The sequence below is a fragment of the Streptomyces sp. NPDC055815 genome, assembly GCF_053616475.1.
This window is the reverse complement of the sequence record NZ_JBSHDU010000005.1, coordinates 172069-182503: the sequence shown is the minus strand read 5'-3', so window position 1 is coordinate 182503 and position 10435 is coordinate 172069. Positions and strand designations below refer to the sequence as shown.

Here is a 10435-nt window from a genome sequence, read left to right as displayed (position 1 = left end):
GCGCGCGGCCCCCCCCCCCCCCCGGCGTTGTTTTTTTTTTTTTTTTTTTTGTTCCCCCGGGGCCCCCCCCCGGGGGCCCCCCGGGGCGCGGCGCCCCCCGCCCGCCGACGCTCCTTGTCTCCGCCACCGCTCCGGCGGCCGGTCCACTCGCGCCGCAAAAGCCCGAAGGCGAACCGGATGAGTCAGGAAGCAACCCAACCGCCCGCAGTCGCACCGCCAGACAGCGCCCCGCAAAGCACCCGGCGGATGTCCAACTACTGGCGCACCAACACGCCGGCCCCGACGAGCCGATCCCTCCGACGTTCACAGAAGCGCGGTACGTGGCCGAGGCCCTGTGGCTGGGGCGACCGGCTTCCACGGCTTTACCCACCTCCCCGGTCCGGGTCCCGCGTCGGGCAAGTCCAGGGGGCCACTCGTTCAAATTCCGGGCAGGGGCAAAGCCTGCCCGAGTTGCCGGGCCAGCGTACGGCCCCCTGAACATGCCCGACCCCAGACCGGGCAGGCCACCGGCCAAAGCCGCTCCAGCCGGACGCGATGTCACGTGCACCACCCATCAGCTCACCAGGACAACGAGGCCGGCCGAACCGCACGCCGCGCGCTCCTCTCCAACTCGACAAGTCCAAAGCGGGGTTGGGATCAGCCCGTCTCCGGGCACGACGACCACCCCGGTACCATCGGCACCGGGGTCCTGATCAGGGATTCCACGACCGGACCACCCCGGATGCTGTCCAGGCCAAGGGGTGGTCCGGTCTTTCGTTGTCGTAGGTCAGGCCGCGATCCCACTACGCCCGTGTGGTGTGGCTGAAGCCGAGGGAGGTCAGCCCCTCGGCCTGGCACAGCCTGTCGGAGGGGCCGCCGACCTCGGTCTGTAGGAGCTGGTAAGCGGCGCCATGGGACTGACCCCAGTGCATCGCGGCCCGCCACAGAACGCGCCCGAGGCCCTGCCCCCGGGCCTCGGGCAGGACGGCGAAGTACTGGGGCATGAGCTGGGGGCAGCCGATCGCGTCGGGGCGTACTTCCATCGGGCCGATCGCGCCCACGATGCGACCGTCCACGGCGGCAGCGAGTACCGGGCCGCACCGGCCGGCCTGCATCTGCCCGTGAAGGAAGGCCAGGCCATCGGCGGCCATGGCCGAGGCGAACGGGGCGAAGGTCTCTTGCACAGTGGCCGGCCAGTCGGTGACGGGCCGGACCGGGCCGCCGGGGTCGGGGCAGGGGCGGGCGGTGAAGTCCTGAAGCTGAATGCGGGTGCCACGCGGGAACGCGGTTTCAGGACCGAGCGGGCGCACGACCCTCGCGTTGACCACGTCATGCACGACGGCGAGCTTCGCGGACAGTTCGGCCGCATCGTCCACGACGCTGTCACGGTGCCCGTAGGCGAAGACCTTGACGGTGCCACGTCCGCGTCGGGTCAGCGTGGGGATAAGAGTGTGATCGGACTGGTGGACCACGTCGCCACGAAGAACCGTCTCGTCCTTCTCGCTGCTCCAACGCCGATCCTTGTCGTAGTGCAGGAAGGAACGGTCAGCGACGGCCGCCCGCAGCGTGTCCTCGAAGAGATCCACGGTGAGGACGTGGGGGTGGACGGGGCCGAGAGTCGGCACGATCGGCGTGGTCAACACGGGCCGGAGCCAGTCCCAGCGGAAGAACATGAGCGGCACCTTAATGGTCGGTCGGCCAGGGCTCAGGCCCCGACGCGAAGACGCCAGGGCCTGAACGGAACCGACCGGATTCTGTCGGTTAGTGGGGGTTGTCGTCACCGGCGTCGCAGGAGCACTCCGCGCTCTCCACGACCACGTCCAGGTCCATGACGGCGGTGACCGCCGAAGCGGCGACGGGCGGGGCGGCGCGGCGGGCCGAGGTCGGCGGGCCGGGGAGGATGGTCACCGGTACGGGCGGGGTCATGAGGCGTTCTCCTTGTCTCCGTGCTGGCAGTAGCTGTGCAGCGGCGCCTTCGCCTCCTGGTAGTGCTTGGCCAGGGGGCGGCAGACCCGGCAGGTGCCGGACAGGGCGCAGCCCTCGCACCCACCGGTGCGAAGCATGAGGCGGTCGGCGATGGCGCCGAGCCGGGTGAGGCCGTCGATGCCTTCGGCCATGAGGTCGATCTGGTCGTCGCGGCCGACCTTGCAGATCGAGACCTTGGCGTGCGGGTCGGCGTGGAAGAAGGTGTGCCCCGCGTTGCAGCCGGCGAACGGCTTGCGCTGCCGCAGGTGGGCGGCGGACTGGGCGAGAAGCGGCTCACCGCCGCCGTAGATCGTGGGCGTCATGTTCGTGTACGCGTGGTTCTCCACGTTCCACTCGTCGGCGAGGGCGGCCATCTCGTCGGCCTCGGAAGCGTTGTCCTCGGTCACCACGACGTTGATACGCAGTGGCAACCCCGCCTCGCGTGCGGCGTCCATGCCGCGCCGGAACGCCTTCCACGCACCACGGCGCTGGGTGAGCGCGTCGAAGGACTCCTCGCTCGCCCCATACATGCTGACCACCAGGCGGTACGGCGGAGAGTCCCGGAAGAGCTTGAGGAGGTCCGGCCGCCAGAGCAGCGAGCCGTTCGTGGAGATGGTGAGCATCATCCCGGCCTGCCAGGCGTACCGGTAGGCGCCCTGGAAGTCCGGGTCCATGGTGGGCTCGCCACCGGTGATCTGGAGCCAGAGGACGCCGGCCTTGCGCATGATGTCCAGGAGCCGCACCTTGTCCTCCCAGCCGAGGCCGGAGAACGGCCGCTCGCCGAGGTAGCAGTGCTTGCAGCCGAAGTTGCAGCCGAGGTTGATCTCCCAGGAGGCCCGGCAGTAGCCGTACGGGGACGGCTCGCGCACCAGCACCGTGCCCTGCGCGGGCCGGCCGCTCAGGTCGATACCCCACACGTCGGACGCGGTCTGCACCGCCCAGGTGGGCAGAGCCTCACCGTCGGCAGCGGCCTGCCGCAGGCCCTCGTAGTGCTCGGCGGGGATGCGAGCCCCAGCCCTGGCACCGGGCTTGAGGAGCAGGTGCCCGTCAAGGAACGGGGAGGCGATCAGAGCGTGGGCCATCAGTGGTAGTCCTTCCGGATCGAGAAGCGCGACGACACGCGTACGCCCTGGCGGTCGGCGACGCGGCAGTAGATCTCGCCCAGCCCGTTGCAGGTGCCGCAGCTCTTGCCGGACGAGTCGGCACCGCTGCCGCCGCAGTCCCCGCAGCTCTCGTTGCGAGGAGGGAGAGGGCACCGGGTCAGGGTGGATGGAGCAGTTGCCACGCAGGGAACCTCCGTGCAGAAGAAGGATCAGGACAGGGCCACGCGGGCAAGTCCGTCTCGTCCGGCCACGAGCCGCACCCTCGTCCGCGACGTCCGCATGACCTGGATGGGCAGCGCGGGGCCCAGCACGTAGACGTTGCCGTCGGCGAACTCCAAGACCTTTCGCCCGCCCGCGACCCGTCGCACGTTCGTCACGGTGTGCGGGTTTCCGCCGATCGTGATCACGTCTCCGAGACGGACGCCGTCACCAACCGTCGTGACGATCTGACTCGTGGAACCGTTCATTGCACCTCCAGGCGTACGTCTTGGCCCCCTGCCGCGACATGCACAGACGGGGAGCCGCGGATTCGGCAGCCGTCCAGGGCGGACCGGTCTAGGTGCCAGTACCGAGGGCGATCCCGATCACGAATCCGCACGAAGCGCTGATGCAGATCACGAGGAGGACGCCGGCGTACCGGCCGATGACGCGCATCACAGGCCGACCCGGCTGTTGTTGTTCTTCACGGCCAGGCGCGCGCTCAGTTCCTCCCGCGCCTGGGGTGCCACGACGTCATCGGGCATGGCGTCCCACTCGATGCCACCGTTCATCGGTCGCATCTGAACACGTCCACCGATCTCGCCCATGACGAGGCCGATGCGTCCGGTCTTCTGGTCCTTGGCCAGTTCGCCGACTCCGGGTCTGGCCTGCTGATTGCTCGCCATGGGCACGAGCATGCTGCCGTTCATAAGGACGTCGGAACCTCCACCAAACCCCACTTCGGGACGTCCCGCGTCAGGTAGAACGTCCCTAGTGCCGTCCCAAGGATCAGGGGGAAACTCATGCCGAACGAGAGGCTTCGTGCCGTTATGGCGGACGGAGGCTGGACGTACGCCACCCTCGCGCAAAAGGTCGACGTAGACCCCAAGTCCGTTGAGCGATGGGTCAATCTCGGACGTACGCCACGCCGTGTCACAGCCATGCGGGCGGCAGAGACCCTAGGAGAAGACGTGCACGCACTCTGGCCGGCACTCCGGCAGGCGCGCGCGGCGCGAGCGATCAGCCCGGAGCTCGTGGCGCTCTACGACCAGCGGGCGGACATCCCCGTATCCGCGTTCGTGGACATGCTTACGCAGGCCCGCGAGCACATCGACGTGTTGGTGTACGCCGCCGTCTTCTTGCATGAGGCGTATCCCCGACTCAATGAGCTCTTGCGAGAGCGAGCCGCAGACGGCTGCGCGATCCGGATCGCGGTGGGCGACGCCGAGAGCGAGAACGTTCGGGCACGCGGCCAGGAGGAGAAGTTCGGGCACGGCATCGAGTCCCGTTGCCAACTGGCGCTCATGCACTACCGGCCCTTGATCGGCGTGCCCGGCATCGACATCCGGACCCACGGGACGACGCTCTACAACTCGCTCTACCGCGCCGATGATCAGTTGCTGGTCAATGCCCACGTCTGGGGGGTCAACGCGTACGGGGCCCCGGTTTGGCATCTTCGGCGAAGCGGCGAAGGCGGCATGTTCGACACCTACGCCGAGAGCTTCAACGCGGTGTGGTCCACAGCGACGCCCGTACGGCACGAGGGGTGACCATGGCACGGACCGAGTACTACGACGACCCGAACGCGCCCAAGCCGAACAGCATGGTCGTCGCAGCTTCGGCCGTTGTCACCGACGAGCAGGGGCGCATCCTGCTCCAGCGCCGACGCGACAACGACCTGTGGGCCCTCCCCGGCGGGGGCATGGACCTCACCGACTCGCTCCCCGGCACGGCCGTCCGCGAGGTCAAGGAAGAGACTGGCTTGGACGTGGAGATCACGGGGCTGGTCGGCACGTACACCGACCCGAGGCACATCATCGCCTACACGGATGGCGAGGTGCGCCGGCAATTCAACGTCTGCTTCACCGCGCGGATCGTCGGCGGGGAACTGGCGATCTCCGACGAGTCGACGGAGCTACGGTTCGTCTCTCCAGACGAGCTGGACCAACTTCCGATGCACCACACGCAGCGACTCAGGCTCAGCCACTTCATGGAGCACCGCGAGCAGCCCTATCTCGGCTGACCTCATCTGCTCCAACCGGCTGCCGCTGTCTGACCGCCCCCAACATGTGCCGGTGGACGCTCCGACGTCAAAAGATCAGTCCGCAGAACGACGAAGGCTGACCGACGACTCCCCCCGGATTGCCGTCGATCAGCCTCGTTTGCGCAGGTCAGTCAGCCAGCGGAAGGTAGACGCGGTTGCCGGAAGCGGCGAACTCCTTCGACTTCTCCAGCATCCCGGCCTCGATCTCCTCCGGCGTGGCGTCCGAGTCGCCGCCGAACTGCTCTGTGATGCTTCTGCTGATCTTCATCGAGCAGAACTTCGGCCCGCACATCGAGCAGAAGTGCGCCGTCTTCGCGGGCTCCGCCGGGAGGGTCTCGTCGTGGAACTCGCGGGCGGTGTCCGGGTCGAGGGCCAGATTGAACTGGTCCTCCCAGCGGAACTCGAAGCGGGCGTCCGAGAGGGCGTCGTCCCACTCCTGGGCGCCCGGGTGGCCCTTGGCGAGGTCCGCCGCGTGGGCCGCGATCTTGTACGTGATGACGCCGGTCTTCACGTCGTCGCGGTTCGGCAGGCCCAGGTGCTCCTTGGGCGTGACGTAGCAGAGCATCGCCGTGCCCCACCAGGCGATCATCGCCGCGCCGATGCCCGAGGTGATGTGGTCGTACGCCGGGGCGACGTCCGTGGTCAGCGGGCCGAGCGTGTAGAACGGCGCCTCCTCGCAGATCTCCTGCTGGAGGTCGATGTTCTCCTTGATCTTGTGCATCGGGACGTGGCCCGGGCCCTCGATCATCGTCTGCACGTTGTGCCGCTTGGCGATCGTGTTCAGCTCGCCGAGCGTCCGCAGCTCCGCGAACTGCGCCTCGTCGTTGGCGTCCGCGATCGAGCCGGGGCGCAGACCGTCGCCGAGCGAGTAGGTGACGTCGTACGCCGCCAGGATCTCGCAGAGCTCCTCGAAGTTCGTGTAGAGGAAGTTCTCCTTGTGGTGCGCCAGGCACCAGGCGGCCATGATCGAGCCGCCGCGCGAGACGATGCCGGTCTTGCGGCGCGCGGTGAGCGGCACGTACGGCAGGAGCACGCCGGCGTGCACCGTCATGTAGTCGACGCCCTGCTCGGCCTGCTCGATGACCGTGTCCTTGTAGATCTCCCAGGTCAGCTCCTCGGCCTTGCCGTCGACCTTCTCGAGGGCCTGGTAGAGCGGCACGGTGCCGATCGGCACGGGGGAGTTGCGCAGCACCCACTCGCGGGTGGTGTGGATGTTGCGGCCGGTGGAGAGGTCCATGACCGTGTCGGCGCCCCACTTGGTCGCCCAGGTCATCTTCTCCACCTCCTCCTCGATGGAGGAGGTGACGGCGGAGTTGCCGATGTTGGCGTTGACCTTCACCAGGAACCGCTTGCCGATGATCATCGGCTCGATCTCCGGGTGGTTCACGTTCGCCGGCAGCACGGCGCGGCCCGCGGCGATCTCCTCCCGTACGACCTCGGGGGAGACGTTCTCGCGGATGGCCACGTACTCCATCTCCGGGGTGATCTCCCCCCGGCGGGCGTACGCGAGCTGGGTCACGGCCTCGCCGCTGCGGCCCCGGCGCGGCAGCCGGGGACGCCCGGGGAAGACGGCGTCGAGGTTCTTCAGACCACCGCCGCGCGGCGAGGTGTGCTTGATGCCGTCGTCCTCGGGGCGGACCGGACGGCCCGCGTACTCCTCGGTGTCGCCGCGCGCGATGATCCAGTTCTCGCGCAGCGGCGGAAGGCCCCGCCGGACATCGGTGTCGATGGTGGGGTCGGTGTACGGGCCGGACGTGTCGTACAGCGTGACGTCCTTGCCGTTGGTGAGGTGCACCTGACGGACGGGCACCCGGAGGTCGGGGCGCGAGCCCTGGACGTACCCCTTGTGCCAGCCCGGCGTGCGCTCCTGCCCGTCGGTCTGGTTCTGGTCGGAGGCAGGCGTGCGTGCATCCTGAATGGTCATGAGACCGATCTCCCTACGCCGGCATTACCCGGTAACAGGTTCGGCGGTCGGCGCAGCCTCCTCCCGTACGTGCGTACGGTGATCAGCGCCCTCTCAGCCCGGTGCTCCGAGCTCCCGCGTGTGCAAAGGTGCCACCACGCTAGCGTCATCCCGGGCGTGCTGAACAGTGGGCCCCCGCCGTTCTTGCGATGATCGGTCGGTGACTTCCCCCCAGCAGACCCCCGAACCTCACGGCCATGAGCACTCCCATTCCCACAGCCACGGCCCCGCCGCTCCCGTCTCTCGGCATCTGCGCAGGGTCATCGCCGCGATCCTGATCCCCTTCGCCACCGCGGTCGTCGTGGGGCTCGTGGTCCTCTGGCCGGGTGGCACCCCGGCGCACGAGCGCACCGGCGTCGGCTTCGACCGGCAGACCCAGCAGGGCAAGGTCGTCTCCGTCGAGCACGTCGACTGCAAGGACGTGAACGCCGCCCAGGTCCCGCCGACCGGCGACACCTCCACTCCGGAGGGCCGCGAGGCGGTCAACGCCCAGCAGGGACAGTGCGAGAAGGCGACGATCGAGGTCACCAGCGGCCCGGACAAGGGGCGGAGGTTCGTCGAGATCGTGCAGCCGGACGCCCCGCGTCAACTGCACGAGGGCCAGGGCGTGGTGGTGGCGTACGCCCCCGACGCCCCGCGCGACCTGCAGTACTCGGTGACCGATGTGAACCGCAAGCTGCCGTTGGCGGTGCTCGCCGGCATCTTCGCCGTCGCGGTCGTGCTGGTCGGCCGGATGCGGGGCGTCATGGCGCTCATCGCGCTCGCCGTGAGCTTCCTCGTGCTGACGTACTTCATCCTGCCGGCGATCCTGGAGGGGTCGAACCCGCTGGTCGTGGCGGTGGTCGGGTCGAGCGCGATCATGCTGATCGCGCTCTACATGTGCCACGGCCTCTCGGCCCGCACCTCGGTCGCCGTGCTCGGCACACTGATCTCACTGCTCCTGATCGGTCTGCTGGGCTCGCTCTTCATCGGCTGGACCTCGCTCAGCGGCAACACCGACGACTACACCGGTCTGATCCACGGCCTGTATCCGGAGATCGACATGTCCGGTCTGCTCCTGGCCGGGATCATCATCGGTTCGCTCGGTGTGCTCGACGACGTGACGGTGACCCAGACGTCGGCCGTCTGGGAGCTGCACCAGGCCGATCCGGGGATGGGGCCTCGCGGCCTGTACCGGGCCGGGATCCGGATCGGCCGCGACCACATCGCCTCGGTCGTGAACACGCTGGTGCTCGCCTACGCGGGCGCCGCCCTGCCGCTGCTGCTGCTCTTCTCGATCGCCCAGAGCAGCATGGGGACGGTGGCGAACAGCGAGCTGGTCGCCCAGGAGATCGTCCGGACGCTGGTCGGGTCGATCGGTCTGGTGGCGTCCGTTCCGGTCACCACGGCGCTCGCGGCGCTGGTCGTCTCCGCGGACCGGCCGGCTTCCGGCGGCGTGAAGCCCGCGGCGGGACGGGGAGGGCGGCGCCGCCGCGCCAAGTGAGGTGGACGTGCTGAGGGCTCGGGCCGGCCCGGCTCGGGGAGGGTCCGGCTCGAACGGTCGCGCGCAGGCGGGGCAGTTCGGCTGAGGCGGCTCGGGTCGGCCGGCTCAGTGGGTGCCCGCTCAGGCGGGTCCGGCGTTCTCTTCGGCCAGAATCCGGCCCAGTGCGGCCTCCAGGTGGTCCTCGAAGTCGCCCAGTGTCCGTTCCTGACCGAGCGGAACGAGCTTGTCCGTTCGGTCGAGGAAGGCGACCAGCGGCGGCGCGCTGGCCCGGAAGAGCGCGCGGTCGCCGCCGACCTGGAGCCGGATGGAGACGTCCGAGAGCCCCTCCGGCTCCGTCGGGGCGATGTGCACATCCCCGTCCCCACTCGGCCGGTTGATGCCGTCGAGCAGCAGCTCCCGTCCGAACGCCCAGGTCACGGGTGCGTCTCCGGGAAGGTGGAAGGTCATCCGCACCGCGTAGGGATCCCGGGTCTCATATCGGAGTTCGACCGGGATCTTGAAGGAGAGCTCCTCGGAGACGAGGAAGCTCATCAGGACCTCGGCCTGAACCGACTCTCGCATCATGTACCCCGCAGTAGATGAAGCAGTTGTGTAAACACAGCTGCTGAAAGCTGTGACCGAAACGGCCAGGAATGATCCCCCGTGGCCCTCTTGACGCAATCGTGCTGTACGCGTTAGCAGATCACAAGGAGTGATTTTTCAGATACTGATAGAGAACGCGAGCGAACCGAAGAGCCTTCCGATCTCGGTACGTAGTCGTTCGACTGCCGGGAGCAACCGTTCTTCCTGGTGAAGGGGGAGGGAAATGGCCATCGTGGCCGCCGTGGAGCCCGCGGTGATGGGGATGGCGGCGCAGACCGTGCCGAGCGCATATTCCTGACGCTCCACCACGGGCGCCATTCGGTCCAAACTGCCCAAACGCTCCAAAAAGACGCGTTGGTTACGCACCGTGTACGGAGTGATGGCTTCCACCGGATGCCGGTCAAGGTGGTCTTGACGAGATTTCAGATCGAGTTGACTCAGCAGGCACTGCCCGATCGCGTGGGCGTGCGCGGTCTCGCGGAAGTCGGCCCATTCCTCCACCGCGGGGGCGTTGGGGGTGTCGGCGACGGCGACGAGCTCGATCTCCCCCTCGCGGTAGAGGGCGAAGTAGATGGGTACGCCGATCTCGTCCCGCCAATGGGCCAGGGAGTCTTCGATCTTGATGCGACGATTCTGCACATCTCCGCCGCCGGCCAGTCGGACGGCGGCGTCGCCAAGGACGAACACACCCTTGTCGCGGAGCAGATAGCCCTCGTGCGTCAGGGTGCGGAGCAGGTGGTACGTGGTGGGCAGCGGAAGGCCCGTCTCACGGGCGAGCTGCTTGGCCGGGGCGCCCTCCGCATGGGAGGCAACGGCCTCCAGGAGTCTCAGCGCCCGCTGTACCGAGCCGATCAGGGTAGGCGCAGCCGTCTGCGTAGCCGTGGCCAAAGGTCACCCCCAGGCGTGACGACGGATGCAGTGCACCCGCCCGCGGGGGCCGCCCCCGCGCGCCCGCCGGGCCTGGGAAACCGCTGGTCAGTATGGAGGTCTACGCCTGTAGTCCCCAACGCGGCGGAGAGATTCCACTCTAGTGGCAGCCCCAGGGCCCACACCCTGATTAGCCGGGCGCGTTCCCTCGCGCGGGCTAATGCCCTCCATCGGCTTCATACTGATCAGTA

12 protein-coding genes are annotated in these 10435 nt (G+C 68.4%); 3 read left to right on the top strand and 9 right to left on the bottom strand.

What is annotated here, in order from left to right; translation table 11 throughout:
- Nucleotides 1–782: 782 nt before the first annotated feature.
- The 6 genes from ACWGN5_RS06190 to ACWGN5_RS06165 all read right to left on the bottom strand — a co-directional run bounded on the left by ACWGN5_RS06190 (nt 783) and on the right by ACWGN5_RS06165 (nt 3943).
- On the bottom strand, nt 783–1652 hold the full coding sequence (locus ACWGN5_RS06190) for a GNAT family N-acetyltransferase (RefSeq protein ID WP_453511662.1): 870 nt from the start codon (nt 1650–1652) through the stop codon (nt 783–785).
- An 88-nt stretch (nt 1653–1740) separates the two neighbouring features.
- Nucleotides 1741–1905 carry a hypothetical protein gene (locus ACWGN5_RS06185; protein ID WP_381391685.1) on the bottom strand — a complete coding sequence of 55 codons (165 nt, stop codon included), beginning with the start codon at nt 1903–1905 and terminating at the stop codon, nt 1741–1743.
- Nucleotides 1902–3026: a radical SAM protein gene (locus ACWGN5_RS06180; protein ID WP_453511661.1), complete on the bottom strand. Its 1125-nt coding sequence runs from the start codon at nt 3024–3026 to the stop codon at nt 1902–1904. Before ACWGN5_RS06180 ends, ACWGN5_RS06185 begins: the two co-directional genes overlap by 4 nt.
- Nucleotides 3026–3229 carry a hypothetical protein gene (locus tag ACWGN5_RS06175; RefSeq protein ID WP_453511659.1) on the bottom strand — a complete coding sequence of 68 codons (204 nt, stop codon included), beginning with the start codon at nt 3227–3229 and terminating at the stop codon, nt 3026–3028. Before ACWGN5_RS06175 ends, ACWGN5_RS06180 begins: the two co-directional genes overlap by 1 nt.
- A 27-nt stretch (nt 3230–3256) precedes the next feature.
- Entirely contained in the window at nt 3257–3514 is a 258-nt protein-coding gene (locus tag ACWGN5_RS06170; protein WP_225801493.1) for a hypothetical protein, read from the bottom strand.
- Between the two features lie 186 nt (nt 3515–3700).
- Complete coding sequence (locus ACWGN5_RS06165) at nt 3701–3943, bottom strand: hypothetical protein (RefSeq protein ID WP_453511674.1); 243 nt, start codon at nt 3941–3943, stop codon at nt 3701–3703.
- Between the two features lie 105 nt (nt 3944–4048).
- On the opposite strand from ACWGN5_RS06165, the gene ACWGN5_RS06160 reads away from it, so the two are divergent.
- Nucleotides 4049–4795 (top strand): XRE family transcriptional regulator, encoded by a 747-nt coding sequence (locus tag ACWGN5_RS06160; RefSeq protein WP_453511658.1) that lies wholly within the window; start codon nt 4049–4051, stop codon nt 4793–4795.
- Between the two features lie 2 nt (nt 4796–4797).
- On the top strand, nt 4798–5268 hold the full coding sequence (locus ACWGN5_RS06155) for an NUDIX domain-containing protein (RefSeq protein WP_453511657.1): 471 nt from the start codon (nt 4798–4800) through the stop codon (nt 5266–5268).
- 148 nt (nt 5269–5416) lie between these two features.
- Here ACWGN5_RS06155 and thiC read toward each other — a convergent pair whose 3' ends face one another.
- Nucleotides 5417–7213: a phosphomethylpyrimidine synthase ThiC gene (gene thiC / locus ACWGN5_RS06150; RefSeq protein ID WP_453511656.1), complete on the bottom strand. Its 1797-nt coding sequence runs from the start codon at nt 7211–7213 to the stop codon at nt 5417–5419.
- A gap of 199 nt (nt 7214–7412) precedes the next feature.
- Here thiC and ACWGN5_RS06145 point away from each other — a divergent pair, with 199 nt between their 5' ends.
- On the top strand, nt 7413–8735 hold the full coding sequence (locus ACWGN5_RS06145; RefSeq protein WP_453511655.1) for a YibE/F family protein: 1323 nt from the start codon (nt 7413–7415) through the stop codon (nt 8733–8735).
- A 120-nt stretch (nt 8736–8855) separates the two neighbouring features.
- Here the strand turns inward: ACWGN5_RS06145 and ACWGN5_RS06140 are convergent, their stop codons facing one another.
- Together ACWGN5_RS06140 and ACWGN5_RS06135 are read right to left on the bottom strand one after the other, a co-directional pair.
- A complete protein-coding gene (locus ACWGN5_RS06140; RefSeq protein WP_189804987.1) occupies nt 8856–9296 on the bottom strand; it encodes an SsgA family sporulation/cell division regulator in 441 nt (146 codons plus the stop codon).
- A gap of 138 nt (nt 9297–9434) precedes the next feature.
- On the bottom strand, nt 9435–10205 hold the full coding sequence (locus tag ACWGN5_RS06135) for an IclR family transcriptional regulator (protein ID WP_453511654.1): 771 nt from the start codon (nt 10203–10205) through the stop codon (nt 9435–9437).
- Between the last annotated feature and the right edge of the window lie 230 nt (nt 10206–10435).

Excerpts from the sequence above, each read along its gene's own strand:
- ACWGN5_RS06190 (WP_453511662.1), bottom strand. The coding sequence starts at position 1,652 with ATGTTCTTCCGCTGGGACTGGCTCCGGCCCGTGTTGACCACGCCGATC.
- ACWGN5_RS06185 (WP_381391685.1), bottom strand. The coding sequence starts at position 1,905 with ATGACCCCGCCCGTACCGGTGACCATCCTCCCCGGCCCGCCGACCTCG.
- ACWGN5_RS06180 (WP_453511661.1), bottom strand. The coding sequence starts at position 3,026 with ATGGCCCACGCTCTGATCGCCTCCCCGTTCCTTGACGGGCACCTGCTC.
- ACWGN5_RS06170 (WP_225801493.1), bottom strand. The coding sequence starts at position 3,514 with ATGAACGGTTCCACGAGTCAGATCGTCACGACGGTTGGTGACGGCGTC.
- ACWGN5_RS06165 (WP_453511674.1), bottom strand. The coding sequence starts at position 3,943 with ATGCTCGTGCCCATGGCGAGCAATCAGCAGGCCAGACCCGGAGTCGGC.
- ACWGN5_RS06160 (WP_453511658.1), top strand. The coding sequence starts at position 4,049 with ATGCCGAACGAGAGGCTTCGTGCCGTTATGGCGGACGGAGGCTGGACG.
- ACWGN5_RS06155 (WP_453511657.1), top strand. The coding sequence starts at position 4,798 with ATGGCACGGACCGAGTACTACGACGACCCGAACGCGCCCAAGCCGAAC.
- thiC (WP_453511656.1), bottom strand. The coding sequence starts at position 7,213 with ATGACCATTCAGGATGCACGCACGCCTGCCTCCGACCAGAACCAGACC.
- ACWGN5_RS06140 (WP_189804987.1), bottom strand. The coding sequence starts at position 9,296 with ATGCGAGAGTCGGTTCAGGCCGAGGTCCTGATGAGCTTCCTCGTCTCC.